This window comes from Streptomyces sp. TRM68367 (assembly GCF_014495685.1).
Lineage (GTDB): Bacteria > Actinomycetota > Actinomycetes > Streptomycetales > Streptomycetaceae > Streptomyces.
In genome coordinates this window covers 1-25,653 of the sequence record NZ_JACTVI010000085.1, presented here as the reverse complement: position 1 = coordinate 25,653, position 25,653 = coordinate 1, and the positions used below count along the sequence as shown (strand labels likewise).

At 69.3% G+C, this 25,653-nt stretch carries 25 protein-coding genes, 1 tRNA gene and 8 pseudogenes; 6 read left to right on the top strand and 28 right to left on the bottom strand.

The features are described from left to right. Positions 1–111: 111 nt before the first annotated feature. Positions 112–450: a hypothetical protein gene (locus H8R17_RS35180; RefSeq protein ID WP_187827273.1), complete on the bottom strand. Its 339-nt coding sequence runs from the start codon at positions 448–450 to the stop codon at positions 112–114. A gap of 330 nt (positions 451–780) precedes the next feature. On the opposite strand from H8R17_RS35180, the gene H8R17_RS35175 reads away from it, so the two are divergent. Beyond that, positions 781–1,800: a helix-turn-helix transcriptional regulator gene (locus H8R17_RS35175; protein ID WP_187827272.1), complete on the top strand. Its 1,020-nt coding sequence runs from the start codon at positions 781–783 to the stop codon at positions 1,798–1,800. Between the two features lie 20 nt (positions 1,801–1,820). Here H8R17_RS35175 and H8R17_RS35170 read toward each other — a convergent pair whose 3' ends face one another. The 8 genes and pseudogenes from H8R17_RS35170 to H8R17_RS35145 all read right to left on the bottom strand — a co-directional run bounded on the left by H8R17_RS35170 (position 1,821) and on the right by H8R17_RS35145 (position 6,640). Next, positions 1,821–2,864, bottom strand: a complete 1,044-nt coding sequence (locus H8R17_RS35170; protein WP_187827271.1) for a helix-turn-helix transcriptional regulator — start codon at positions 2,862–2,864, stop codon at positions 1,821–1,823. A gap of 82 nt (positions 2,865–2,946) precedes the next feature. Next, positions 2,947–3,129: pseudogene (locus H8R17_RS35165) on the bottom strand (flavoprotein); the annotation flags it as partial. 205 nt (positions 3,130–3,334) lie between these two features. Beyond that, positions 3,335–3,643, bottom strand: a pseudogene (locus H8R17_RS47715) (WbqC family protein); the annotation flags it as partial. Next, positions 3,643–3,936, bottom strand: a complete 294-nt coding sequence (locus tag H8R17_RS47710; protein ID WP_262505732.1) for a WbqC family protein — start codon at positions 3,934–3,936, stop codon at positions 3,643–3,645. The gene H8R17_RS47710 and the pseudogene H8R17_RS47715, both read right to left, overlap by 1 nt. Then, positions 3,878–4,567 carry a YdcF family protein gene (locus H8R17_RS35155; protein WP_187827270.1) on the bottom strand — a complete coding sequence of 230 codons (690 nt, stop codon included), beginning with the start codon at positions 4,565–4,567 and terminating at the stop codon, positions 3,878–3,880. Before H8R17_RS35155 ends, H8R17_RS47710 begins: the two co-directional genes overlap by 59 nt. After that, positions 4,564–4,788 (bottom strand): annotated as a pseudogene (locus tag H8R17_RS47705) (hypothetical protein); the annotation flags it as partial. The gene H8R17_RS35155 and the pseudogene H8R17_RS47705, both read right to left, overlap by 4 nt. 80 nt (positions 4,789–4,868) lie before the next feature. Next, a complete protein-coding gene (locus H8R17_RS35150) occupies positions 4,869–5,978 on the bottom strand; it encodes a substrate-binding domain-containing protein (protein WP_187827280.1) in 1,110 nt (369 codons plus the stop codon). A gap of 89 nt (positions 5,979–6,067) precedes the next feature. Continuing rightward, complete coding sequence (locus H8R17_RS35145) at positions 6,068–6,640, bottom strand: transposase family protein (protein WP_262505730.1); 573 nt, start codon at positions 6,638–6,640, stop codon at positions 6,068–6,070. Between the two features lie 171 nt (positions 6,641–6,811). Between H8R17_RS35145 and H8R17_RS35140 the strand changes: the two genes are divergently transcribed. Further along, entirely contained in the window at positions 6,812–7,228 is a 417-nt protein-coding gene (locus tag H8R17_RS35140; protein ID WP_316959617.1) for a hypothetical protein, read from the top strand. A 105-nt stretch (positions 7,229–7,333) separates the two neighbouring features. Here H8R17_RS35140 and H8R17_RS35135 read toward each other — a convergent pair whose 3' ends face one another. The 5 genes and pseudogenes from H8R17_RS35135 to H8R17_RS35115 all read right to left on the bottom strand — a co-directional run bounded on the left by H8R17_RS35135 (position 7,334) and on the right by H8R17_RS35115 (position 12,664). After that, complete coding sequence (locus tag H8R17_RS35135) at positions 7,334–7,789, bottom strand: heat shock protein transcriptional repressor HspR (protein ID WP_187827268.1); 456 nt, start codon at positions 7,787–7,789, stop codon at positions 7,334–7,336. 5 nt (positions 7,790–7,794) lie between these two features. Further along, a complete protein-coding gene (dnaJ, locus tag H8R17_RS35130) occupies positions 7,795–8,970 on the bottom strand; it encodes a molecular chaperone DnaJ (RefSeq protein ID WP_187827267.1) in 1,176 nt (391 codons plus the stop codon). A gap of 36 nt (positions 8,971–9,006) precedes the next feature. Further along, positions 9,007–9,711, bottom strand: a complete 705-nt coding sequence (gene grpE, locus H8R17_RS35125) for a nucleotide exchange factor GrpE (protein ID WP_187827266.1) — start codon at positions 9,709–9,711, stop codon at positions 9,007–9,009. Then, a complete protein-coding gene (gene dnaK / locus H8R17_RS35120; protein ID WP_187827265.1) occupies positions 9,708–11,552 on the bottom strand; it encodes a molecular chaperone DnaK in 1,845 nt (614 codons plus the stop codon). The genes grpE and dnaK overlap by 4 nt, the downstream gene beginning before the upstream one ends. A 93-nt stretch (positions 11,553–11,645) precedes the next feature. Continuing rightward, a pseudogene (locus H8R17_RS35115) lies at positions 11,646–12,664 on the bottom strand (MraY family glycosyltransferase). A 223-nt stretch (positions 12,665–12,887) separates the two neighbouring features. On the opposite strand from H8R17_RS35115, the gene H8R17_RS35110 reads away from it, so the two are divergent. After that, on the top strand, positions 12,888–15,167 hold the full coding sequence (locus H8R17_RS35110; RefSeq protein ID WP_187827264.1) for a 4Fe-4S dicluster domain-containing protein: 2,280 nt from the start codon (positions 12,888–12,890) through the stop codon (positions 15,165–15,167). Positions 15,168–15,338: 171 nt separating this feature from the next. Beyond that, positions 15,339–16,178 carry a DUF2182 domain-containing protein gene (locus H8R17_RS35105; protein ID WP_187827263.1) on the top strand — a complete coding sequence of 280 codons (840 nt, stop codon included), beginning with the start codon at positions 15,339–15,341 and terminating at the stop codon, positions 16,176–16,178. Positions 16,179–16,355: 177 nt separating this feature from the next. Here the strand turns inward: H8R17_RS35105 and H8R17_RS35100 are convergent, their stop codons facing one another. Then, positions 16,356–16,979, bottom strand: coding sequence for a DUF1326 domain-containing protein (locus tag H8R17_RS35100; RefSeq protein WP_187827262.1), 624 nt, complete (start codon positions 16,977–16,979; stop codon positions 16,356–16,358). Between the two features lie 168 nt (positions 16,980–17,147). On the opposite strand from H8R17_RS35100, the gene H8R17_RS35095 reads away from it, so the two are divergent. After that, on the top strand, positions 17,148–18,161 hold the full coding sequence (locus tag H8R17_RS35095) for a Yip1 family protein (RefSeq protein ID WP_187827261.1): 1,014 nt from the start codon (positions 17,148–17,150) through the stop codon (positions 18,159–18,161). Positions 18,162–18,220: 59 nt separating this feature from the next. Here the strand turns inward: H8R17_RS35095 and H8R17_RS35090 are convergent, their stop codons facing one another. Continuing rightward, entirely contained in the window at positions 18,221–18,718 is a 498-nt protein-coding gene (locus tag H8R17_RS35090) for a phosphoribosyltransferase (protein ID WP_187827260.1), read from the bottom strand. A gap of 16 nt (positions 18,719–18,734) precedes the next feature. Beyond that, positions 18,735–19,310: a dCTP deaminase gene (gene dcd, locus H8R17_RS35085; protein ID WP_187827259.1), complete on the bottom strand. Its 576-nt coding sequence runs from the start codon at positions 19,308–19,310 to the stop codon at positions 18,735–18,737. A gap of 535 nt (positions 19,311–19,845) precedes the next feature. Between dcd and H8R17_RS35080 the strand changes: the two genes are divergently transcribed. Further along, positions 19,846–19,919 (top strand) — tRNA-Gly (locus H8R17_RS35080). Positions 19,920–19,968: 49 nt separating this feature from the next. On the opposite strand, the pseudogene H8R17_RS35075 reads toward H8R17_RS35080, so the two are convergent. The 11 genes and pseudogenes from H8R17_RS35075 to H8R17_RS35025 form a co-directional block, all read right to left on the bottom strand. Further along, a pseudogene (locus tag H8R17_RS35075) lies at positions 19,969–20,489 on the bottom strand (hypothetical protein). A 50-nt stretch (positions 20,490–20,539) separates the two neighbouring features. Then, positions 20,540–21,157, bottom strand: a pseudogene (locus H8R17_RS35070) (replication initiator); the annotation flags it as partial. Positions 21,158–21,306: 149 nt separating this feature from the next. Beyond that, positions 21,307–21,546: pseudogene (locus H8R17_RS45940) on the bottom strand (SpdD protein); the annotation flags it as partial. Between the two features lie 26 nt (positions 21,547–21,572). Further along, complete coding sequence (locus tag H8R17_RS35060) at positions 21,573–21,767, bottom strand: hypothetical protein (RefSeq protein WP_187827257.1); 195 nt, start codon at positions 21,765–21,767, stop codon at positions 21,573–21,575. 9 nt (positions 21,768–21,776) lie between these two features. After that, the gene (locus tag H8R17_RS35055; RefSeq protein WP_187827279.1) at positions 21,777–21,971 is read right to left on the bottom strand and encodes a mobile element transfer protein; all 195 of its coding nucleotides are present in this window, start codon (positions 21,969–21,971) and stop codon (positions 21,777–21,779) included. After that, positions 21,968–22,159, bottom strand: coding sequence for a hypothetical protein (locus H8R17_RS35050; protein ID WP_104783024.1), 192 nt, complete (start codon positions 22,157–22,159; stop codon positions 21,968–21,970). The genes H8R17_RS35055 and H8R17_RS35050 overlap by 4 nt, the downstream gene beginning before the upstream one ends. 17 nt (positions 22,160–22,176) lie before the next feature. Then, positions 22,177–23,514 (bottom strand): FtsK/SpoIIIE domain-containing protein, encoded by a 1,338-nt coding sequence (locus H8R17_RS35045; protein WP_316959619.1) that lies wholly within the window; start codon positions 23,512–23,514, stop codon positions 22,177–22,179. A 5-nt stretch (positions 23,515–23,519) separates the two neighbouring features. Beyond that, entirely contained in the window at positions 23,520–23,804 is a 285-nt protein-coding gene (locus tag H8R17_RS35040; protein ID WP_316959616.1) for a hypothetical protein, read from the bottom strand. A gap of 51 nt (positions 23,805–23,855) precedes the next feature. Beyond that, positions 23,856–24,584, bottom strand: a complete 729-nt coding sequence (locus H8R17_RS35035; protein ID WP_187827256.1) for a GntR family transcriptional regulator — start codon at positions 24,582–24,584, stop codon at positions 23,856–23,858. Between the two features lie 86 nt (positions 24,585–24,670). Further along, positions 24,671–25,027, bottom strand: a complete 357-nt coding sequence (locus H8R17_RS35030) for an ATP-binding protein (protein WP_399477677.1) — start codon at positions 25,025–25,027, stop codon at positions 24,671–24,673. A 12-nt stretch (positions 25,028–25,039) separates the two neighbouring features. Further along, positions 25,040–25,567 (bottom strand): annotated as a pseudogene (locus tag H8R17_RS35025) (GntR family transcriptional regulator); the annotation flags it as partial. Positions 25,568–25,653 lie beyond the last annotated feature (86 nt).

The following is a 25,653-nucleotide window of genomic DNA, read 5'->3' as shown; positions in this document are numbered from 1 at the left end:
GGATACCCGGAAATGTCGCCCAAAACTGCAGCGGCGTCACCGTGTTCAGGTCACGGTGCCCCCGCTGCGGGGGGAAGTACCTGCGCGATCTTTTACGACGGGGGAATCGCGTCAGGCACTGCGGGGGGTGGCTGAGATGGTCCGTAGCTCGGAAGGGGCCTCCGAGCCCACTTGCCGGTGGTCCCGCTGGTCAAGGTTCACAAAGATCATTCCGTATCGGATGGCACACCTCACCGGCTGCGGCGCCCCCCGAGGCCGCCGCAGACACCGGTACGCCCGTACGTCCCCGTCCTCGTCCCGCGTGACGACGACCGGCTCGCCGAAGACGGTCACCATCAGCGAGTCACCGCTGTGGGGAAGCGCGGTGACCAGGTCGATGAAGTGCCAGCCGGAGCGGTACGCGGAGGCCATCTCGCGACGGAAGGAGCGGTCGTCGGGTGGAGTCGTCACGTCAGCCCCCCGCGCCGTCATCCGCCGCATCGGCAGAGGTGATGGGCGCCTGAGGCCACCTGCTGTCGCCCGCCGCATCCACAGGCGCAGAGGACACGGCCACGCTCGGCCACCTGCTGTCCGCCCGATCGTCGCTCCTCGCACCGGAATGGCCACTCAGCGCACCGAAGGCCACAACGGCGGAGAAGGTGGCGACAAGTATCGAGCGAAGCACTCTCTTACCCATAGTCGGCTTCGTCCTCACTTGAAGGTCCCCTCTTCCCCCGTCGAGTACGACGATGGCTCATTCGGGCACGTCATGGCCACACAATCGGTGCATCATGTTCCTGCATGTTCAGGACCCTGGGGGGTGGAGATTTGATAATGAATCGGACTAAGGAGACACATCCCCATGCGGTGACCGAGATGTGCGAGGCGGGTGGCCGACTTTATGCGAACGCCCTACGGGTGGGACGCATCGCGCGCGCCGAAGTGGAACAGGCTCCCTGCCTAGTGGAGTTCGCCCTGCTCTACCCCGATCCCGATGACCCGGACTGGTTGCGGCCCATCCCGCCGGCCGTCGCGCTGGCCCAGCGGCTCAATCCCATAGAACGTGAGATAGCCGAGCGCCGTCGCTGGTCAATCGAACTGTCCGATGTTTTCGAGCCGTTCATGTCCCTGACCACCCAGACCGCGCCCGGCCCCGACTCGATCGCCGTTCTGGAGGGCAGCGACCGGATCAACGCCGCCCTGGACGTGGCCACCGCGCAGTGCCAGAGCGAGATGCTCACCGTCCAGCCGACCAACCGTTTCTCCGAACGCACCTTCATCCAGGGCCTGGAGCGCGACCGCCCGCTGATCGAACGTGGGGTACGGATCCGCACGCTCTATCAGCACACGGCCCGCTACAACCCAGAAAAGCTGTCGTACGTCGAGCAGTTCGCCGACGGCAAGGTGGAGTACCGGACGATCGACGAGCTTGTGGAACGGCTGATCATCTGTGACGAGTCCGTCGCCTTCATCCCCACCCGCGACGACCAGCAGGTCGCCCTGGAGCTGCGCCATCCGGGGCTGATCCGCTACCTGGTCAAGGTCTTCGAGTTCATGTGGAACCGCGCGGTCCCGCTGAGCGTGGGCGCTCCGTACGAGACGGCCCCGGACGGCATCACGGAGATCCAGCACTCCATCGCCAAACTCCTGGTGGAGGGGCACGTCGACGAGGCCATCGCCCGCCGCCTGGGTATGAACGTCCGTACCTGCCGGGCCCACATCGCCAAGCTGGCCTCGGCCCTCGGCAGCGGCAGCCGGGCCCAACTGGGCTATCTGATCGCGCAGTCGGGGATCCTGGAAGAGGAGCAGAGTGCGCACTGACGGTTCCGGGGCGCCGTGGCTCAGCGCACGGTCCGCGATCCCTGGTCGGGAAAGGCCAGCGAGGCGCCGACGGACCGGGCCGGCCCGTCCAGCCCAACCTGGGCGATGCGCACCCCCAGTTGCGTACGGCTGGCCGCCCCCAGCGTCTCCGACAGGCGGGCGATGTGCGCCCGGCACGTACGGACGCTGATGCCCAGCCGTTCCGCGATCACCGCGTCCTGGTGGCCCTCCGCCAGCAGCGCCGCGATGGACTGCTCCCGGTGCGAGATGCCCTCGATACCGGTGTCCGGGAGCGGGGCCGTCAGGGGAATCGCCAGCCGCCACAACCGCTCGAAGACCGTGACCAGGTACTCCACCAGCGCCGGGTGCCGCAGCTCCAGCGCCATCGTGCGGTCGGTGTTCGCGGGGATGAAGGCCACCGTGCGGTCGAACAGGATCAGCCGGTCGATCACCTCGTCCAGCGTCCGCGCCTCCACCGCGTCGCCCATCAGCTCAAGGTAGTTGAGCAGCCCCTGCCCGTGCCGGGCCACGTGGGTGTACAGGTCCCGCATCCGCACCCCGCGCCCGCGCAGCTCCAGCGCCCGGTGCAGGCCCTCCGACAATTCCGCCTCGCGCCGGATGCCGCCGGGCTGGACGGTGAGCACCTCGGTCGTACAGGCCTCCGTCGCCTCGTCCATCGCAGCCTGGATCCGGGCGAGCCCGTCCAGGACGCGGATCGCCGAGCCGCCCTCCGACGCGGACGGCGCCGGCGTGACCTGGCGGCCGAGGCCGGCGTACCACTCGAAGGCGGCGACCGCGGAGCCCACCCGCCGCTGGCTCGCGCTGACCTCGTCGTACAGTCCGCGCAGCAGCCGCGTCATGACCTCCTGCGGCGACGTCGGCACCAGCCAGTCCATGTCGTCGGGGTCCGGGTGCAGCAGGGCGAGGTCCAGCAGGCACGGCACCGGCTCGGCATCCCGGCGCGCCACCCGGCCCCGCCGTACGGCCCGGGAATACACGCGATCCCCGGCCTCGCACAGTCGGTCAGCACCGTGTGGATGCTCCTCCGTCCCGTGCCCGGCCATCGGCCATCCCACCCCCGGTTTCCCTGGCTCTTCCGCAGCGCAACTATGCGCGGACCGGGCGTGGTCCGCAACACGACCCCACTGTCTGGGCCTCAACTGCCTCCGCGTCGATGAAACCCAGGCCCTGCGGAGTGGCCACAACGCCCACATCCCAGTTCGCCTCCTGAGCAGCAGTGATCAGCTTGCCGACGTCGCCGGCGACCCCGGCCGCGCACACGACGACGTACAGGAACGGCTTCTTGCCCGACGCCTGCGGCTCGGTCACGTGAAGACCCCCGAAAGAGCCTGTCTCGTTGAGCCGCCGGCATGGCAGCCAGGGCTTCCGGCCCGATCTGGCTCAGTGCCCAGAGGCTGCTGATCCCTCGGGACCACCGCCAGAGTGGGTCTTCCGTATCCACAGGAGTGTGGAAAGTCAGCACCGGGATGCCGTGGGCATCGAACGGAGCCCGGTCGAGGTAGCTCCAGCCACCCGTGCCGCAGAGATAGTGGGTACTGCTCGTGGCCGCGACCAGATCGGCGAGCCGTTCTGATCGGCCTTCCTGAGTCGGCATCGTGCTGCTGTCCCGTACGTCTCCGCTCCAGCCAAGGGCGGTGAGCAGGGCGATCGTTGACGCCCTGGCTATGTCGGAGACCCGTTCGGTGTCCTCGAACTGATCGAGGACCGCGTCCAAGACTTCACGCACCGCGGGCCAGTGACGGCTGCGGCCGTAGTACTGGCGAATCAGCAGGCTGACGGTACGGCGGGAGCGATTGGGGTCGGCGAGCCGCGCCTGGCTGATCAGTGTCGGGCGCCCGCCGGGCAGGTGCGTGGGGAGCGTGAGCCTCTGCTGCCTGGCGGGGCTGTCCAGGCCGCGATCCGAGCCCTGTGCTGATAGTCGCGCCGGGCGAACTGGACGTCGTCGAGGACGATCCACCGGTCGGCGGCGTACAGCTTGGCCAGCGTGGACAGCCGTGGGAAGAGGTTCGGTTGGTGGATCGCACACACCCCGCCCGGCGGACCAGTGTGGAACGGGTCAGGTGCCGATGAGGCGGCTGTCGAAGCCGCCACGCAGAAGTCGCTCGTAAGCGTCATACACATCCCCCGGTACATCCTGCTCGACTGCGAAGCCGAGCTTCGGGTACTCGATCACCCGTTGCAGGTCACCGACGAGCATGTCGACGACGAGCTTCTCGTCGCCGATGGACTTGATGTAGTCGTCCAACGCCAGCGGCTCCGAAGCGCACACGACCTCAGCCTCGGGCCACAACTTGCGGCAGGTCGCGTACGAGCGGCGCTCCATGTACGGCTTCGAGATCAGCAGCAGCGACTCGACCGCGATGCCGGCCTCGGCCAGCAACTCGCGGGAGAAGGTGATGTTCTGGCCGGTGTTGGCCGCCTTGGGCTCGACCAGGATCGCCTCGTCCGGCACACCCAGGCTCAGGGCGTGCTCGCGGTAGTGGACGGCCTCACCGCGCGGGAAGCGGGCCCGGGTGGTGGAGCTGTTGCCCCCGCTGAACACCACGACCGGGAAGAGGCCGACGCGGTAGAGGTCGGCGGCCGTGGTGGCCACTCCGAGGTCGTGGCTGCCCAAGCCGATCGCCGCCGAGCAGGGCCGCTGTTCATGGCCCATCTGGTGGTAGTTCCAGATCAGCGTCGCGTCGTGGAACTGCTCGTCGGTGATCTGGCGCTGCTCGTGCTCCGGCACTGGCACTCCCTGGCTCATCCCTGCTGGTCCTTCCGGATGCCCTCGATACTGCGCAGCTGGTGGCTCAGCCCGTACTGGCGGGCCACCTGTGCCGCCTGATCGAAGACGGACAGCCCATCATTCCGGGTCGCCGCATCCGACAGAAGGATGTGCCTGTATGCGGTGTCCAACCGCACCCGCTGCATCGGAGAGTCGACCGTGCCGGTAGTGCGGGCGATGTCGATGTAGTGCAGGGCTCTGCCGCTCGCTTCGGCGCCGCATCAGCGGGTGGCGTGAGAGGCGCGCCTCCCGTGGCTCGATCCGCGGGAGGCCGCCCGCGTCACTTCTTCAGCCCGATCTTCGCGCAGTCGGCCGCGTACTTCGCGGTGCAGATGTCGGACAGCTGGTAGATGCCGTCCGCGACGACCGTGCTCTTGATGTTGGACTTGGTCAGGGCGACCACGGGGACGAGCTGGGCCGGGATGCCCTTCTGGGTCGGGCTGTCGACCCGGTCGCGGGTGAGGGCGTCGAACTGGATGTCGCGGCCCTGTACCTTGGCAACGGCCATCTCGGCGGCGTTCTCGGCCTCCTGCGGGTACGACTTGTACACGCTCATGTACTGCTCGCCGCTGATGATCCGCTGTACCGCCGGCAGCTCCGCGTCCTGCCCGGTGATCGGCGGCAGGTCGGTCACGCCCGCCCTTTCGAGGGCCTTGATGATGCCGCCCGCCATGCCGTCGTTGGCGGAGTACACGGCGGCGATGTTGTCCTTGCCGATCGCATCGATCGCGTCGGCCATGTTCTTCTGGGCGTTCTCCGGCTTCCAGTCCTTGGTGTCGAAGGACTGGGCGATCGTCACCTTGCCCCTCAGCTCGGAGAGCGCACCCGCCTTGAACTGCTTGGCGTTGGGGTCGGTGGGCGAGCCGTTCATCATGACGATCTTGTCGGAGGTGTCGATGCCGTTGCCCAGCGCCTCGATGATCGAGCGGCCCTGGACCTCGCCCACCAGCTCGTTGTCGAAGGAGATGTACGCGTCGATCGGGCCCTCGGCGAGCCGGTCGTAGGCGATGACCGGAATGCCCGCGTCCTTGGCCTTCTGCACCCCGTCCGCGATGGCGTGCGAGTCGACCGCGTCCAGCAGGATCACGTCGACCCGGTCGTCGATCATCCGCTGGAGCTGGCTCGCCTGCCGGCCGGCGTCCGCCTCGGCGTTGGCGTACTCGACCCGGCCCTTGTTGCGGGTGAGCGACTCGACCTTCTTCTTGATGATGGGGTAGTCGAACTGCTCGTACCGGGTGTTGGCCTTCTCCGGCAGCAGCAGGCCCACCGTGATGTCGGAGCCCTTGGTCGGGCTCGCCTCGCCGCTGCTCCCCGTCGCGCCCATCATCCCGCAGGAGGCCAGCGTGACGGTCATCGTGGACACGGCCACGGTTATGGCGATACGGCGCATGAGGCTGCTCACTTCTGGTGCCTTCCGGACAAGGGTGCGGCATTGCGACCCAGGTGACTTAAAAGCCAACGCGGAGTGAACCCCCAGCGTCAAGCGGAACCACTTAACGAGATGGCAACACCACGCTCCGCAGCCATGGTGAAGGGCTGGAGCGACCGCCTCCAGATGACCTTTACGACCCCTCCATTGCGGGGGCTCCAGCCAAGGACAAAGATCCGTACAACCAATGCCTTTCCTCGCGAGTCGTGCCCCCGAGGGCGCTGCGCCACCTCGGGAACTCGACCAGGTGAACGAACGATCTCGGCCACGAGAGACCCTTGGCCAGCCGTTCTAGCGATGTCCGGGGCGCCGGCGGGGACTTCGAGGGCGGCGAAGGTGCCGGCGCCCTGGCCGCTCGCCCAGCGGATCACGCCGCGTACCGAGCGCATCCCGCACAGCAGGGCACAGGCGACCAGGCCGAGCAGCATCGGCCAGGGGTGGGTGATCGGGTGCGCCGCGCGCGGATCGGGGACGGTGCGGACCGCGTCCAGCAGCGAGGGGAGCCGGTCGGGCGTGCACAACTCCTCGGCAGCGAGGTCGTGTTGCTCGGCGAGTTGGCGCGACGTGGGCAGGGTCGGGCAAGGTGGCATACGGGCGGCCTTCACGATCATGCTGCGTGGCATCAACGTGATCATGGACGGTCGCGCGCTGCCTCGGACCGGGTCGCGGCGGCGTCCGCCTCCGCCGCCGCCTCCGTCGCCGAGTCGGCCGCCTGCCGGGCCTTCGTCGCGTGTGCCCCGGCCACGGTCCGGCTCGACACCGAGGCGGGCGCGACAACCGTCGAGGGCGAGTCGGTGCCCCGGATCGAACTGCTCCGCGCGGAGGGGACCGAGGCCCAGGACCACGTCCCGATCGGCACCCGGGACGGGAGCCGGCTCACGCTGACCGTGGACGGCGAGAAGGCTGTCCTCGACCCCGCCAAGGGCCGACTGACCCGCCGCTCGTTCCGCGTCGACGTCCGCCGCGACGGCCACGCCTGGCGCCTGGCGCCGGACTCCATTCCGGGCAGCCGCCTGCTGCGGGACGAGCGGCACATCGGCGACTTCTCCTCCGACGGTGACGGACACGTCCTCGCCGAGTGGCGCGAGGACGCCGAGCCGGAGCCCCTCGACGCGGCCCTCGGCTACGCGCTCGCCGCCGCCTTCGGCACGGGCGCCCAGCCCATGTGGATGCTCGCGATGCACGCGGCCGGCGACATGGTCCCCGGCTGACCCCGCCCGGGACACACGAAGGGCCCCTCCGGTGCTTCCTGTCAGCACAGGAGCCCGGAGGTTCGGATGAACCTCCGGGCCCCTGGACGCAGTTGACTGACGGCGTCAGTCTGACTGCTGCCTCCGCTTGGGCGGCCGCCACACCACCAGCGCGCTGGTCTGCTGCACCTCCTGGTACGGCACCAGGTCGCGGCGGTACGACGCGTGCACCGCCGCCTCGCGCTGGCGCATCGCCGCCGCCGCACCGTCCAGGGCGTCCTGCAGCTCGGCCACGCGGGCCTGGAGGGCGGCGACCTGGTTCTCCAGTTCGATGATGCGCTTGATGCCGGCGAGGTTGATGCCCTCGTCCTGCGACAGTTGCTGTACCTGGCGCAGCAGTTCGATGTCGCGGGCCGAGTAGCGTCGGCCCCGGCCGGGCGTGCGGTCCGGCGAGACCAGGCCCAGGCGGTCGTACTGGCGCAGGGTCTGCGGGTGCAGGCCGGAGAGCTGGGCCGCCACCGAGATGACGTAGACCGGAGTCTCCTCGGTCAGTTCATACGGGTTGCGTCGACGGCCGTCCATCTCGATCAAGCTCCCTTCGCGGCCTGGAACAGATCCGCCCGCGGATCCTCGCCCGCGGTTGCCTCGCGATACGCCTGCAACGCATCCCGAGCCTTCCCCGTCAGGTCCTTCGGGACACTCACCTCGACGGTGACCAGCAGGTCCCCGCGGGTGCCGTCCTTGCGGACCGCGCCCTTGCCCCGGGCGCGCATGGTGCGGCCGTTGGGCGTGCCCGGCGGCAGCTTCAGCGTGACGGCAGGGCCGCCCAGCGTCGGCACCCGGATGTCGCCGCCGAGGGCCGCCTCGGCGAACGTCACCGGCACGCTGACGGTGAGGTTGTCGCCCTTGCGGCCGAAGACGGGGTGCGCGTCGACGTGCACGACGACGTACAGGTCGCCCGCGGGGCCGCCGCGCTCGCCCGGTGCGCCCTTGCCGCGCAGCCGGATGCGCTGCCCGTCCGTGACGCCCGCCGGGATGCGGACCTGCATCGTGCGGGACGACTTGGCCCGGCCGCTGCCCTTGCAGTCCAGGCAGGGGTCCTCGGCGATCAGGCCGCGGCCCTTGCAGTCCGGGCAGGGGTCCGTGAGCGAGAACCCGCCGCCGGAGCCCCGGGCCACCTGGCCGGTGCCGACGCAGGTCGGGCACACACGCGGCGTGCCGTTCTTGTCGCCGGTGCCCGAACAGGCCTTGCAGGGCTGCTGGGAGGACATGCGCAGCGGGACCGTCGCGCCCTCGATCGCCTCGGTGAAGCTCAGGGTGACCTCGGACTCGATGTCCTGCCCGCGCCGCGGCTGGGTCCGTGTGGTGCCCGTGCCGCCACGGTTGAACAGGCCGCCGAAGACGTCGCCAAGACCGCCGCCGAAGCCGCCGGGCTGGCCCTGGCCGCCCTGGCCGCCGAACAGGTCGCCCAGGTCGAAGTTGAAGTTGCCGCCGCCCGCGCCCGGCCCCGGACGGAAGCCGCCGTTGCCGAAGAGGGCGCGTGCCTCGTCGTACTCCTTGCGCTTCTTGGGGTCACCGAGTATGTCGTTCGCCTCGGAGATCTCCTTGAAGCGCTCCTCCGCCCTGGCGTTGCCCTTGTTGGCGTCCGGGTGGTACTCGCGGGCGAGCTTCCGGTACGCCTTCTTGATCTCGGCCTCGGTGGCGTCCTTGGGGACGCCGAGGACCTTGTAGTAGTCCTTCTCGATGAAGTCCTTGGTGCTCACCCTCGACGCCCCTCCTTCCCACGGTCAGTGTCGACGTCAGCCCTCCTCCGGGCCACCGTTCTCCTTGTCGTCCGCCGGCTCCGAGGTGCCGCCTTCCCTGGCCTCCTCGGCCGCCTTGACCGTCTGCGCGCCCGGCTGGGGCTCGGCGACGGCCACCCGCGCGGGGCGGATGGTGCGCTCGCCGATGCGATACCCGGGCTGCAGGATCGCCACGCACGTCGTCTCGGTGACGTCCGGCGCGTAACTGTGCATCAGGGCCTCGTGGATCGTCGGGTCGAAGGGCTCGCCCTCCTTGCCGAACTGCTGCAGGCCCATCTTCGCGACGGTGGTCTCCAGCGACTCGGCGACGGACTTGAACCCGCCGACCAGTTCGCCGTGTTCCCGCGCGCGGCCGATGTCGTCGAGCATGGGCAGGAGCTCGGTCAGGAGGTTCGCCGCGGCGATCTCCTTGACCGCGATCCGGTCGCGCTCGACCCGGCGGCGGTAGTTCTGGTACTCGGCCTGGAGGCGCTGGAGGTCCGCGGTGCGCTCGCCCAGCGCGGTGCGCACCTGGTCCAGCTGGGCCACCAGGCCGGCCGTCTGGCTCGCGTCCCCGGCCGGGGCCGCCCCCTCCTCCGGGGAGGGGGTGGCGGCCTTCGGCTCGGCGTCGTCGGAGGCGGCGCCGGAGGGGACGTCGGGCTGCCGCGGCCGGCCCTGCTGGGCCTGCTGCTGCTCGTCGAAGCCCGGGGTCTCCTCCGTCACGCGGCACCGTCCTTCCGCTCGTCGTCGACGATCTCGGCGTCCACGACGTCGTCGTCGGCCTTGGGCTGCTCGGCGCCCGCGGAGGCGCCACCGGTGGCCTGGGATGCCTGGGCGTCGGCGTACATGGCCTGGCCGAGCTTCTGGGAGACGGCCGCGACCTTCTCCGTGGCGGTGCGGATCTCGGCCGTGTCCTCGCCCTTGAGCTTCTCCTTCAGCTCGCCGACGGCTTCCTCGACCTCGGTCTTGACGTCGGCGGGGACCTTGTCCTCGTTGTCCGTGAGGAACTTCTCGGTCTGGTAGACGAGCTGCTCGCCCTGGTTGCGGGACTCGGCGGCCTCGCGGCGCTTGTGGTCCTCGTCCGCGTAGCGCTCGGCCTCCTCGCGCATGCGGTCGACCTCTTCCTTCGGGAGCGAGGAACCGCCGGTGACGGTCATCTTCTGCTCCTTGCCGGTGCCGAGGTCCTTCGCCGTGACGTGCATGATGCCGTTGGCGTCGATGTCGAAGGAGACCTCGATCTGCGGGACGCCGCGCGGCGCCGGGGGCAGACCGGTCAGCTCGAACATGCCGAGCTTCTTGTTGTAGGCCGCGATCTCGCGCTCGCCCTGGTAGACCTGGATCTGCACCGACGGCTGGTTGTCCTCCGCCGTGGTGAAGATCTCCGAACGCTTCGTCGGGATCGTGGTGTTGCGCTCGATCAGCTTGGTCATGATGCCGCCCTTGGTCTCGATGCCGAGGGACAGCGGGGTGACGTCGAGCAGCAGGACGTCCTTGACCTCGCCCTTGAGGACACCGGCCTGGAGCGCGGCGCCGATGGAGACGACCTCGTCCGGGTTGACGCCCTTGTTGGCCTCCTTGCCGCCGGTCAGCTCCTTGACGAGCTCGGCGACGGCGGGCATCCGGGTCGAGCCGCCGACGAGGACGATGTGGTCGATCTCGCCGAGCTGGATGCCCGCGTCCTTGATGACGTTGTGGAACGGCACCTTGCAGCGCTCCAGCAGGTCGCTGGTGAGCTGCTGGAACTGGGCGCGGGTGAGCTTCTCGTCCAGGTGCAGCGGGCCCTCGGCGGAGGCCGTGATGTAGGGCAGGTTGATCGAGGTCTCGGTGGAGGAGGACAGCTCGATCTTGGCCTTCTCAGCGGCCTCACGCAGGCGCTGGAGCGCCATCTTGTCCCTGCTGAGGTCCACGCCGTGGCCGGCCTGGAACTGCTTGACCAGGTAGTCGACGATGCGCTGGTCCCAGTCGTCACCACCGAGGTGGTTGTCGCCGTTGGTGGCCTTCACCTCGACGACGCCGTCGCCGATCTCCAGCAGCGAGACGTCGAAGGTACCGCCACCGAGGTCGAAGACCAGGATCGTCTGGTCCTCCTTGTCCAGGCCGTAGGCCAGGGCGGCGGCGGTCGGCTCGTTGACGATACGCAGGACGTTCAGGCCCGCGATCTCGCCGGCCTCCTTGGTGGCCTGGCGCTCGGCGTCGTTGAAGTACGCCGGGACCGTGATGACCGCGTCGGTGACCTTCTCGCCGAGGTAGGACTCGGCGTCCCGCTTGAGCTTCTGCAGGATGAACGCGGAGATCTGCTGCGGGTTGAAGGGCTTCCCGTCGAGCTCGATCTTCCAGTCGGTGCCCATGTGCCGCTTGACCGAACGGATCGTCCGGTCCACGTTGGTGACCGCCTGGCGCTTGGCCACCTCACCCACGAGCACTTCGCCGTTCTTGGCGAAGGCGACGACGGACGGCGTGGTCCTGGCGCCCTCGGCGTTGGTGATGACGGTGGGCTCGCCGCCCTCCAGAACGCTGACGACGGAGTTTGTCGTGCCCAGGTCGATGCCGACCGCACGTGCCATTGTGATTCCTCCAGCTGACTTGAGTGGAACGGACTCAAGTGTGCACGAGGCTCCCCGCTGGGTCAACAGAGCTGAGTCAGGCTGACTCAACTCTCATCCATTCCTCACACGCAACCGCGGCCTGACCTGCGAAGACACGGACCGGCGGGGCCGCCGGACCGGCACCCGGGAGAGCGCCGGGACGACGATCAGAGCCACGGCCGCCACCCACAGCACGGCGTCCCCGTCCACCCACCCGGCATGCGCGAGCACCCCGACGAGCACCCCCGCGAACGCCCCGGCGCCGAGCAGTACGGTCACGCCCTGCGCGGTCAGGCCGAGCCGCCGCAGCCGGTGGACGAGATGGTCGGGGCCGCCGGCGAGGACCGGCCGCCCGGCCAGCCGCCGGGCCAGCAGTACGAGCGCGATGTCAGCACTCAGCACGGCGGTGAGGGCGAACAACACGCCGGCACTGGCGCCGAGGCCGTGCCCCGCGCGCGTGAGGACGGCCGCCGCGGCGAGCACGAACCCGGCGAACAGCGAGCCGCACGCCCCGAGCGCGGTCCGCGCCGGATGCAGTTGTGCATGAGGAACCCGGTCAGCGCGGCGGCCAGCACACTCAGCAGCACCGCGAGCCCGTCCATCACCTCGACCGCCGCACACGCCCCCACCCCGAAGGCGGTGACCACACCCACGGTCCCGGCCAGCCCGTCGGCGCGGTCGAGCCCCCAGAAGGCGCCGGTCACGCCCACGATCCAGGCCACGGCCAGCAGCCCGCCCGGCACGCCGGTCTCGCCGTACGGCACGACGAGCGCCGCCGCGACCGCCGTACCGGCGAGCAGGAACCGCCGCCGCAGCCGCCACACGTCCGCGGCCAGCCCGAGCGCGGCGACCCCGGCACCGGCGGCCAGCAGCCTGCCGACCCCGGAGCCGAGGGGGGCGACGCCGGTCCACTGCCCGGCCCCGGCGACCAGCCCGGTCGTGAGCACGACGGCGGCGCCGCCGGACAGCGGCACGGGCCGCTGCCGGTGCTGATCGACGATGCCGAGCCGGAGCGCGGGCATGCGGAGGAACGCCGTGAGGGCGGCGGCGAGGAGCAGGGCGAGGCTGGCGGCGGCAATCCCGTAGAGCACGGATCCACGTTAGGGGCGAAAGTAGCAATTTGGTATGAATAACACGGCCGGATCCTGAGGCTACCCTCAGCGATCCAGATCACCCCGCGGCTGGCTGCGGCGTGACGGAAGATAGGGGTAGTCTCAGACGGACTGCATAAGTTACCGCTTAGTAATGTCGAGGACCACGGTCGGCAATGTCGCCGCCGGTCCTCCTGAACCCTCGCAGGCCCGAGGAGCCCCCATGCAACTCGCCGCGATCATCGTGTCGCTGGTTCTGACCGTGGTCGGCGTTGCGCTGCTCGCACGCGCGATCGGCCAGTTCGTCCGGTACTTCAAGCTGGGCCAGCCGGTTCCCGCGGGCAGCCGGACCGACAACCCCTACCAGCGCAGTGTGACCCTGGTGCGCGAGTTCCTCGGCCACACGCGGATGAACCGCTGGGGCATCGTGGGCATCGCCCACTGGTTCGTGGCTATCGGCTTCCTGACGCTGCCACCGACCCTCGCCCAGGCGTTCGGCCAGCTGTTCAAGGCCGACTGGGTGCTGCCGGTCATCGGTGGGTTCCTGCCGTTCGAGATGTACATCGAGTTCATCGGTGTGATGACGGTGCTGGCCATCGCCGTGCTCATGGTGATCCGGCTGCTGACCCTGCCGTCGCGCGCGGGCCGCAAGTCCCGCTTCGCGGGCTCCAAGGCCGGTCAGGCGTACTTCGTCGAGTACGTCATCCTCACCATCGGCCTCGCCATCTACGTCCTGCGCGGCCTGGAGGGCGCCCTGCACCACGTCGAGCACTACGAGGCCGGGTACTTCGCCTCGTACCCGCTGGTGCTGGCCTTCAAGGGCCTGAGCGTCACCACGCTGCAGAACCTCGTCTACTTCACGGCGATGATCAAGATCGGCACGTCCTTCGTGTGGATGATCGTGGTCTCGCTGAACACCAACATGGGTGTGGCCTGGCACCGGTTCCTCGCCTTCCCGAACATCTGGTTCAAGCGGGAGAGCGACGGCGGTACGGCGCTGGGCGCGCTGCAGCCGATGACGTCCGGCGGCGAGCCGATCGACTTCACCGATCCCGGCGAGGACGACGTCTTCGGGGTCTCCCAGGTCGAGCAGTTCTCCTGGAAGGGCCTGCTGGACTTCTCCACCTGCACCGAGTGCGGGCGCTGCCAGTCGCAGTGCCCGGCCTGGAACACGGGCAAGCCGCTCTCCCCCAAGCTGCTGATCATGTCCCTGCGGGACCACGCGCACGCCAAGGCGCCGTACCTGCTGGCCGGTGGCGGCAAGACGATGGAGGGCGAGGAGAAGGCGTCTGCCGAGGTTTTGAAGGACGTCCCGGCGTCGGCGCTGGCGGAGGCCGAGCGCCCGCTGATCGGCACCGCCGAGGAGAACGGCGTCATCGACCCGGACGTGCTGTGGTCGTGCACCACCTGCGGTGCCTGCGTCGAGCAGTGCCCCGTCGACATCGAGCACGTCGACCACATCGTCGACATGCGCCGCTACCAGGTGATGATCGAGTCCTCGTTCCCGTCCGAGGCGGGCACGATGCTCAAGAACCTGGAGAAGAAGGGCAACCCCTGGGGCCTGGCCAAGAAGCAGCGCCTGGAGTGGACGAAGGAAGTCGACTTCGAGGTGCCGGTGGTCGGCAAGGACATCGAGGACCTGTCCGAGGTCGAGTACCTGTACTGGGTCGGGTGTGCGGGCGCGCTGGAGGACCGCGCGAAGAAGACGACGAAGGCCTTCGCGGAGCTGCTGCACATCGCGGGCGTGAAGTTCGCGATCATGGGCGGGGACGAGAAGTGCACGGGTGACTCGGCGCGGCGCCTGGGCAACGAGCCGCTGTTCCAGGAACTGGGCATGGAGAACGTGGCCTCGCTGAACATGGCGTTCGGTGAGGACGACCAGGACGAGTCGACGAGGAAGCCGAAGTCGGCGAAGAAGATCGTCGCGACGTGCCCCCACTGCCTGAACACCCTGGGCAACGAGTACCCGCAGCTCGGCGGCGACTACGAGGTCATCCACCACACCCAGCTGCTCCAGCACCTCGTGGACCAGGGCAAGCTGATTCCGGTCACCCCGGTCGAGGGCCTCATCACCTACCACGACCCGTGCTACCTGGGCCGCCACAACAAGATCTACACGCCCCCGCGCGAGATCATCGGCAAGGTCCCGGGCCTGCGCAACGAGGAGATGCACCGGCACAAGGAACGCGGCTTCTGCTGCGGCGCCGGCGGCGCGCGGATGTGGATGGAGGAGCGGATCGGCAAGCGCATCAACAACGAGCGCGTCGACGAGGCCCTCTCGCTCAACCCGGACATCGTCTCCACGGCCTGCCCGTTCTGCCTCGTCATGCTGACCGACTCGGTCAACGGCCAGAAGAACGATGGGAAGGCCAAGGAGTCGATCCAGGTCGTCGACGTCGCCCAGCTGCTGCTGGAGTCGGTCAAGACACCGGTCACGGACGACGAGCCGCCGGCGGGCACGGCGGACACGGAGAACGCGCCGGAGCCGGAGCCGGTGAAGTAGCGCCGCAACGCGGCACCGCGCCGACGCCCCCGGGATGCCCTGCACGGGACCCGGGGGCGTCGCGTTGCCCCCTTCCGCCGTGATCGCCCCGGCTGGCTACGACGTGCCAGGCCAGGTCGCACGCCAGGTGGAGGTGTGGTCTGCTGGGTGTATCCGGAGGAGGACACGCCAATGCGTCATACCCGGACGTCGGTCTCCGCGCCCTCGCGGTCGCTCCCGCCGACCGGACCCGGCGGTGGGCTGCTGCCGAAGAGGGATCTCGCGGCCGCCTGGCTCCTGGTCGTGCTGATCGCGGTGCCGGCCTGGACGCTCACGATCGGGCAGGCCCGTGACATGGGGGTCGAGCCCGGCACCATGGGGATGGCACTGCCCCTGTTCCTGCTGCTCTGGGTCACGATGATGGCGGCCATGATGCTGCCGTCCATGGCGCCGGTGGCCATCACCTGGGCGCGGGGCATCGGACGGCAGTCCTCCGGCTGGATCCGGACCGCGCGCACCGCCGAGTTCGTGGGCGGCTATCTGCTGGTGTGGACCGCGTTCGGGGCGCTCGCCTACGCGGCCCTGGCCCTCACCGGCGACCTGGTCGCCGACCACCCGGCCGCCGGGCGCTGGATCGGCTTCACCGCGTTCCTCCTCGCGGGCCTGTACCAGCTCGGCCCGCTGAAGTACGTGTGCCTGCGGCACTGCCGAGACCCCATGAGCCACCTGATGCGCTACGCCGGCTTCCGGCCGCCGGCGCGCGACCTGCGGGTGGGGCTCCACCACGGCGCCTACTGCGTCGGGTGCTGCGCCGGGCTGATGGTCGTCCTGGTCCCGCTCGGCGTGATGAACGTGGCGGCGATGGCGGTGCTGGCCCTGGTGATCTTCGTGGAGAAGCTGTGGGCACGGGGTCCGCTGCTCGCCCGGGCCGTGGGCGTCGCGTTCCTCGTCCTGGCCGTGCTCGCGCCGTTCCAGGACTGGTTGCTGCCCGGGCTCCAGGACACGATGCCGTCGATGGACGACGGCATGTGACCGCCAGCGGACAGCCCAGAGGGACGTCGATCGGCACGCACCTCGACAACGAGGACGCCGAGGACGCCGAGGACGCCGAGGACGCCGAGGACGCCGAGAACACCGTAGGCAGCAGCCGCGGCGCCTCACGGGCGCTCACCCGGCACCTCGGTCAGACACGTCCCGTTGACACCCCGATCAGGCACGTCCCGTGCTGGCTCCTTCGGTCTCCTCGCTGCTGAAGACGTAGTCCGCCGTCTCGCCGTACGACGCCTCGAAGGTCAGTCCGAACGCGTCGGAACGTCCGCTGGTGGTGCCGACCTCGAACTCGGGCGCGAACCCGAACTGGGCGTTCTTGATCTTCGTCGGAGTGCCGTCGGGACCGGTGATCGGCTCGTACGACAGCTCCGTCCTGCCCTCGACCGTGAGGCCGCGCTTCTCCCCCTCCGCGAGGGACACCTTGGCCCGTTCCAGTCCCAGGTACTCGCCGTAGAACTGCGAGAGCTGGCCGAACGGTCCGCCTTCGCGGCCGGACAGGATGCGCTCCAGGGCGTCCGCCTGCTGGTCGCTGGCCGCGGTGTCCACCACGAGGCCGACCTTCCAGTTGCCGGAGGTCAGGTTGGAGGGGAAGTGGTTGTAGAAGGCGAAGTCCACGCCCGTCAGGTCCACGTCGTCCAGGTTCCCGTTCGCCACGTGGAACACGGCGGAGCCCACACATTCGGTCCCGCCTGCGGCATCCCGCGGCTGACCGTCGTACGGGCAGCTGCACAGGACGGCGCACGAGCAACCCGCGACATACGTACCGGATATCGTCCACGACATGGCTGCTCCCTTCTCCGAGGGGCTGGGGGTTGGCATCACGTTTACTTTCACGCTAGCCCTGTCAAACGGGGGTGTAAACGGAACATTGCTGGCAAATCAGGCACTGGTGTCCCGTACGGGTGTGCCCCTGAGGGACCACTGATGTGAGACCTGACGTCCCCTTAGGGGATGTCACAGGTCGGCAGCAAAGCCGGGCCGGGAACGCCGGGCCCGGCACGTGACTGTACGGAACCAGGTACGTTCGAAGACGTGGCTGGATTCAGGATCGGACGCCGCCGGGACAACGGCGCTCCTCACGCGCGACCGCAGCAACCTCCGTACCCCGGGCAGCAGACGCCGCAGGGGCCGTCGTACGGCTACCCCTCGGCGCCGCCGCAGCCGTACCCCGGCCAGCAGCCGTCGTACGGCGCCGGGGGCGCGGGTGGCCCGTGGCCGCAGACGAACGGCGGCGGTTACGGCAACCACGGCGAGCCGGAGTACTTCGGCGACGGCCCCGACGGGCCGTACCCACCCGGTCCGCAGGACCCGTACGCGGCCAACAACCCGGGCCACACCCAGGCGTTCGGCGTCGGCGAGGACCCCTATAACCAGGGCGGGACCTACCGCGCCGGCTCGGCCGCCCCGCCGCCCGGCCCGGCCGGCCCGCGCCTGCACTGGAAGGAGCTGCTGAGGGGCATCGTGATGTCCCCCAACCAGACCTTCCTCCAGATGCGCGACTACACGATGTGGGGCCCCGCCCTCATCGTGACCTTCCTCTACGGCCTGCTCGCGGTCTTCGGTTTCGACGGCGCCCGCCAGGATGCGATAAACGCCACACTGTCGAACGCCGTGCCGATCGTCCTGACGACGGCCGTCGCGCTGGTGGTGAGCGCCTTCGTCCTGGGCGTGGTCACGCACACGCTGGCCCGCCAGCTCGGCGGCGACGGCGCCTGGCAGCCCACAGTCGGCCTGTCCATGCTGATCATGTCCGTCACGGACGCGCCCCGCCTGGTCTTCGCGATGTTCTTCAGCGGCGACGCCACGTTCGTCCAGGGCCTGGGCTGGGCCACCTGGGTCGCGGCCGGCGCCCTGCTGACCGCCATGGTCACCCGCTCCCACGACCTGCCCTGGCCGAAGGCGCTGGGCGCGTCGGCGATCCAGCTGATCGCACTGCTGTCGATCGTGAAGCTGGGCACGTTCTAGAGGCACCCGGCACAGCAAAGGCCCCGGCTGCCGCCGGGGCCTTTGTTCTGACCGGCGTCTCAGGCGTCAAGCACCTGCCCGGCCCGCTTCACGACCGGCGGCTGGACGCTCCAGGGGAAGTCGATCCAGTCATCGGTGCGCTTCCACACGTACTCGCACTTCACGAGCGACTGCGACTTCTCGTAGATGACTGCGGAGCGCACCTCGGCGACATGATGGACACAGAAGTCGCGCACGAGCTTGAGCGTCTTGCCGGTGTCGGCGACGTCGTCCGCGATCAGCACCTTCTTGTCGGTGAAGTCGATGGCGTTGGGGACGGGCGCGAGCATGACCGGCATGTCGAGGGTGGTCCCCACGCCGGTGTAGAACTCGACGTTCACCAGGTGCAGGTTCTTGCAGTCGAGGGCATAGGCGAGCCCGCCGGCGACGAACACACCGCCGCGGGCGATGGAGAGCACGAGGTCGGGCACGTACCCGTCGTCGGCGACGGCCTGCGCGAGCTCACGCACGGCGCGCCCGAACTGCTCGTAACTGAGATGCTCCCGTACGTCGCTCATGACTGGGCGCCCTCGCTCACACCTGGGTCCGATGGAAGTTGAGGTAGGAGCGGGAGGCTGTCGGGCCGCGCTGGCCCTGGTAGCGGGAGCCGTACCGCTCGCTGCCGTACGGATAGTCGGCCGGCGAGCTGAGCCGGAACATGCACAGCTGGCCGATCTTCATGCCGGGCCACAGTTTGATGGGCAGGGTGGCGAGGTTGGACAGCTCCAGCGTGACGTGCCCGGAGAAACCGGGGTCGATGAAGCCGGCGGTGGAGTGCGTGACGAGCCCGAGGCGCCCGAGCGAGCTCTTCCCCTCCAGCCGGGAGGCAAGATCATCAGGCAGCGTGATGACTTCGTACGTGCTGGCGAGCACGAACTCACCGGGATGCAGAATGAACGGCTCGTCCCCCTCGGGCTCGACGAGCCGCGTCAGATCCACCTGCTCGACCGACGGGTCGATGTGCGGGTACCGGTGGTTCTCGAACACCCGGAAGAAACGGTCGAGGCGCACGTCGACGCTGGACGGCTGCACCATGGATTCGTCGTAGGGATCGATCCGTACCCGCCCGGCGTCGATCTCGGCCCGGATGTCCTTGTCTGAGAGAAGCACGCCCCGAGGATACGCAAGGCGCGCGAAGCGGCCACCATCGGCCGACTCCGCGCGCCCGGAACTGCGAGCCTGCTACCGCATGGCCACGCTCGCGGCTAACGCCTCTCCAGACTCACCGGTACGACACTGCGGAGCCGCGCACAGCGCGGACACCGCATGAGCCGACCGGGGCCGAGTCGCTCGGCCTGCTGCATCGGAAACGAGGCGGTGCTGAACACGTGCCCATCGGCACAGCGGACGACGGTGCGCTCCATCAAGTACTAGAGTCCCTTCCCCAAGAGCCGCGTCTGGCTGCTGCTCGCCCGACGCCAATCGCACATTACGGGATCAAAGAGACGACTCTCCAGGCGGCACTCCGTGCCCACCCGGCCCCTCTCCCACCCCTCCACCGTACGCCCCAACTCCGGCCCGCCGCAGCCCCGTCCCTCCCCTGAAACGACCTCAGACCCCGCGGCCTGAGCACCGGGAGCCTGACATGAGGTACAGTGGGCGAGCATTCCGACACCGTTCCGGATCACCCCGGTCGGCGTCTTACGCGGGTGTAGTTTAATGGTAGAACATCAGCTTCCCAAGCTGAGAGCGCGAGTTCGATTCTCGTCACCCGCTCCACGACTAAGGCCCAGGTCAGAGACCTGGGCCCTTTTGCTGTCCGCTGTGATCACTGGCCGCGTGCCAGATCCGTGCCAGAACGCTTCTCGGTGGTCTCCTGGGCAGCCTCCTCCCGAGCCTTCCGGACGGTGGCGTCGAGGCCGGCGGCGACCTCCTCCTGGCGCTCCTCGTCGGAGTGCTGATAGATCAGCGCGGCCTTCTCGGACGACTGTCCGGCCCGCACCATCGTGTCCTTCAGGGTGGCACCGGAACGCGTGGAGAGCGTGTGCCCGGTGTGCCGCAGGTCGTAGAACTGGAAGCCCTCCGGAGGGGCGCGAGCTCCCGTTCCTCCACCCACTTCTCCGCGTAGGCCCGGAAGCTCACCGCGCCCGCATCGGGGTCACGCCACTCGCCACGGCGAATCTCGGTCTGCTTCTCGGCCAGCCAGTCATCCGCGTCCGCCGTCGTCTCGAACGTGAACGGTGCCGGACGCATCACCCCGTCGGGCCCCGGATAGCGCGCCTGGTACCGGCCGGAGGCGAGCTTTCTGATCGCACCGAAGCGGCGACGCCTGCCCCTGCTGTTGACCATCAGGCAGCCCTCCCGTAGCGCGGCCGGGGTCGCCTCAGAGGCTCCACCGTGCGGGACCGGTACTCGTCGACCTTGGCGAAGGAAACGCGTGCGTGATCCCGAAACGCGCGCTGGGTGAGGCCGGCGCGCTTGGCGATCTCACGGCGCAGGTAGATCGAGAAGCGCCGCCAGAGGGCTCCGGCGTGGGCGTTCCAGAGCACAGCCGCCTCGTAGTCATACGCGTCCGGATCGAGGGGCGTACCGAGGACCGGGTCTGTGTTGTCGTGCCGGGCACCACAGCGGCAGGGCCGCCCGCTGAAGGGGCGGTTGTGGACCGGGCCGAAGCTCGGTGCGGTGAGGGTGGCGAAGACGCGCGGGTGTGTGCCGACCTGTTCGGCGGTGCCCTTGCCGCCGCGGAGCCCGGCGGTGATCAGGTGGAAGGTGTCGCGGCGGTAGACCTCCGCGCAGGCCGCGCAGCGGGTGGCGCGACGGTTGTTGCAGCGGACGAGGAGACTTCCGGCGGGCAGGGAGGACGAGTCGAGGTGGTGGAGGACGCGCCCGATCTCTCCGGTTGTCCGGTCGACCGCGTATTCGGTGCGGCGGCCGTCGAGGCGCACGGGGTTGGTGCAGCCGCCCAGGCCGGAGAGTTGGCGGGCCAGCTCGGGCATGGTGCCGAGGGAGGCCAGCATGGAGAGTTCCGCCAGCGGGGGCGGAGTCTGCCGGGTGATGATGGGTCTTCCTTTCGGCTGTTTCGGCGGTTGGGAGGGACGGCCCCGGGGCGGCGGGATGCTTGGCGGCGTTTGCCGCCCCGGCGGCCGGTCAGCGCCTGTTGGCGCCGGTGAATGAGGGAGCGCAGGACCACGGCGGCGATGGCCACGGACACGGCCGAGACGGCGACCGCCGCCAGGAGCGCGGTGAGGACGACGCCGACGACGACCACGGCGGCCACCGCACCGGCGCCGACCCCGACGAACGGGGCGACCGAGCGGCCGGCGGAAGGGGCCGGGGCGTGATCCTGTGGGATGTGTGTGGTGATGCTCGGGACGTGCGGGGTGTCGGGCAGCTTGGGGCGGAACATCGCGGGACTCCTTGTCGGTCGGGGTGTCATTCGTGGGTGCCGTTGACGACGTCGACCCCGGAGCGGGTGCCGGACTCGATGGCCGGGGCGAGGATGGTGTGCGAGAGCCAGAAGCCGAACAGTGCGATCACGATGGCGACCCAGAGGCGGATGCCGAGGAACTTGATCGCGGCCCAGGCGATGACGCCCAGGACGAAGACGAGCGACAGCGAGACGGTCACGGGAACTCCTCAGCGGACGCGGCAGCGGTGGGTGCGCGCGGCCAGCTCGGCGGCGGCGCGGCTGTCGTAGTCGGTGGAGAAGCCGCAGCGCGGAGCGGTGCAGGCGGCGGTGTGCTTCTCGCGGCCCCGGCCGTCGTAGTAGGTGGCGACCTGGACGGGGCCGATGCGGACGACGTTGCGGAAACGGCGTTTGGCGGACGTCAGGGCATCTCCTTGTCGGTCTCGCCGGTGAAGTCGGTGACGTGGTCGGCCAGCCAGCGCAAGATCTCGTCGCCCTCGTAGCTGTCGGCGGCGAGGATCACCGGCTCTGCGATCAGCACGGCTTCGGTCAGGCGGTTCTGTCGGGTCAGCTCGGCGGCGCGCTTCAGCGCGCGGAGCGTGGACGGGCGCAAGGGGAAGGTCCTCCGGGTCAGGTGAGTTGGGTGGTGATGGCTTCGGCGAGCGGCATGGGCACACCGAGCCGGGCGCGAAGGGTCGAGGTGTCGATGTCGGTTCCGGTCCGGGCGCGGTGTTCGTCGGCGACCTTGCGGGCGAGAGTGACGAGCGCGGGCGGCACCGACGGAGGCGGTGGAGCCGACTCCGATGCGGTGGCTGGAAGTTCGGGCGCAGCCGAGGGCAGTTCGACCTCTTCGGCGGTCGGCTCCGATGCCTGCGCCGTCGAACGGGGCTCCGCTGCCGCCACCGGGTCCGCGCTGGGATTCGCTGATCCGTGAGCGAGCAGCGTCCCGCCGAGGAAGGCGACCGCGGGCCATCCGGCGACGAGGATGCGGAGCCAGGCAGGCACGTTCTCCAGGTCGAGCAGTCCGGCGGTGGCGACGTCCCGTCGCTCTTCCTCCTTCCTCGTGGCGACGAGGAAGAGTTCGGCCACTTCGTCGATGAACAGCACGATGGGAGCCGGGCGTTCGTCCTCCGGCAGGCCCCAGACGTCCGAGGTGATCAGCTCGTCCGGGGTGCCGGGCGCGATGCCCTGCCGCGCTTTGATCACGTCGTATCGGTCCTCCATTTCCTTGACGAGCACGGGCAGCAGCTCGGCCGCCTGCTCGGGGTCGGTGGCCAGCGCGGAGAGCCGAGGAGCGAACGGCGCCAGCTCCACACCGCGCTTGCAGTCGATCCCGACCAGGACCACCGGCTGGGCGGCCAGCCCGACAAGCAGGTTCCGCAGGAACATGAACTTGCCGGACAGCGTGGCGCCGAGCACGAGTTCATGAGGTACGGCCCGGTAGTCCCGTACGAAGGCGATCGCGTCCTCCCGCAGAGCCACCGGCACGCGGAGCGGACCGGCGTCGGTCCGACGGGGCATCCGCACCTTCCGCAGGACATCGAAGCCGACGAGCCGCAGTTCCACGACACCGGGCTTGACGTCCCGCACGTACACGGCGTGAACACCCCAGGCGTGCCGCAGACGTTCGGCCGAGGCCGCTACGTCCGCCGGTTCCTGGCCCGGAGCCAGCCGCAACCGGAGCCGCAGACCGGTCGAGGTGGGCCGGATCATGCCCCGGCAAGGAGGCACCGGCCGGACCTCACGGCGAGTGGTGGCCTTGAGGGCCAGGGCCCGCCACCGGCGTGGCTCGACCGTCAGGCCGCACGCCTCCATGGTGGAGGTGTACGAGGCCAGCAGCCGGACCACCGAGACCGGCAGCCCGACCGTGGACCAGTACGCCGCCGGATGGGCATGCCGGGCGTAGGCCGCGCCGCCCATCGCAGCGAGCGACCCGCCCAGCTCAGCCCACGTCACCAGGTCGGTCACCACGATCAGCCCGCCTGCTCTATCGGGAAGGCGCCAGGAGCAATGGCGGTCGCCCGGTAGGCGATGCCGTGCCGCTGCTGCCCGTTGAACACGCTCTCCCACGGCCGGGCGATGAGCCCCGGCAGAGAGACCGGGGCGCCGACGGTCAGGCCGTCCGTCACACCGCTCTCGGGGACGGTGACCTGGATCAGCGACGACTCACCCTCGTCGATGTAGACGACGCCGACCGTCATCAGCGCCTCACCACTCACGGCGTCCTTGGCGATCTCACCGGTCTGCCGGTCGCGCACCTTCGGCGCCGGCGCTTCGGTGAGCAGGATCGTGGCGGTCGAGGCGTCAGCTCAGTTCAGGCGGTAAGTGTCTTCCACTTCCTGCCGGTCGGCAGGAATCAACACGTCGGAGACTTGCAGCGCCTGCCCGGAGGCGTCGCACGCGACGACCAGGACACTGAGGACCGGAACCCCCTCAGGAAGATCCAGAAGCTCCGCCTCGTCACGCTCGGGCAGACGGGCCGAAACCCGTTCCGTCACATGGTCGAAGCGGACCTTCTTGCGCGCCTCCAGGTGTGCGCGGGTGCCGTCCGTCAGTGCTTTGGCACTCTCCAGCTCAGTACCCTCGACCAGGCCGGCGGGGAAGTACGACGACACCAGCTCAATCGGTTCGCCGTCCTCCTCGACCAGGAATCGGCGCATGAGGATCTTGGCCCGCTTGGGCAATCCGAGCGCGGAGGCGACTCGCGCAGGAACAGGGACGTAGCCGACCTCGACCAAGCGCCCTGCCGCTTGCGACTCGTCGCGGGCGAGCGCTTCACTCCCGCGGCGGTCCTTCTGCTCGACGACAGCCGGGCGACCTCGCACGATCGTGCCGTACCCCTGCCGGGATTCCACCCAGCCGTCACGCTTCAGCAGCTCCAGCGCCCGGACAACGGTCGGCCGGGACATCCCGAAGGCTTGCACCAGTTGGTTTTCGCTGGGTACCCGTGTGCCGGGCGGATACGTGCCATCCTCGATGCGGCGCTGGATCGTCTGTGCGAGGCGCACGTACTTCGGTGGCTCCACTTCATACGCCATGAACGCCGCCTGTCGGGATTGGCCAAGTCAACTGGTCAACCAGACCAGCGAATCTTCGATTGCCGAAGTAGAAGCGGAGCGAACTCTTACCTGCCGGGCCAGGCATCGGCCACCACGAAGGAGACGACGGTTCCGCCGAAGCGGCTCGGCGCGGCGTGCCACGACTCGGCCAGCGAATCGACCAGGAGCAGCCCACGTCCGTGGGAGTCGTCAGCGTCGGGGTGCCTCAGCTGCACGTTCGCCGGAAAGCCCGGGTTGTGCACGTCGACCCGAAGCGAGGTCCCCTCACGGAACCACTCAACCCGGACCAGCCAAGGCTCGTCCGACCGGCCGTAAGCGATGGCGTTGGTTCCGGCCGCTGACTCGTCACACCGCGCCTCCTCCCAGTGAAGTGGCCTTAGCCACTTTCTGGTTAGTGGATTAGTCACTTGGCTTCGCTGCAACGGGCTACCCCCTCAGGTGAGGGGGTAGCCCTGCTCGAAGGCCCAACGATGCGGCGGGTAGGTGGCCTCAGCGAACTCCAACGGCCGGTCCTGGAGATCGAACACGACGTGGTGCACGATCAGGACGGCGGAGCCGGCGGCAAGTTGCAGGTCCTCGGCCTCTTCCCCTGTCGCCTCACGCGCGCACATGCGATCTTCCGCGTAACTCCCCTGCCGTCCGGTCATGTTCTCGACGTACAGCAGCGTCCCCTCTTGGATCCGCTCCGGCTCCAGAAGCTTCGGCGCACGCTGACCGACATCCGGAGCGAACCACGACGTGGACAGCGTGATCGGCCCGTCCTGGTTGTTGGTCACACGCCGCCGGTGCACTGCCCGACGGTCCTTGACCAGGCCTAGCGCCTCAGCCACGTGATCCGGGGCCTCCAGCCAACCGGCAGAGGTGATCACGGCGTACTCGCCAGGCGTGTAGATCTTCCCGGTCTGCCGAGCACGCCCGTACAACTCGCGTGCCCGCCGATTGACCTCCAGGCTCCGCACGTAAGGGCTTGCCGATTAATAACTCGCTGTCTTGATCTCCGGTGGGTGGGTGAGTCCTGCCGCGCTGGCGAGGGCGTAGAGGTCGTCGA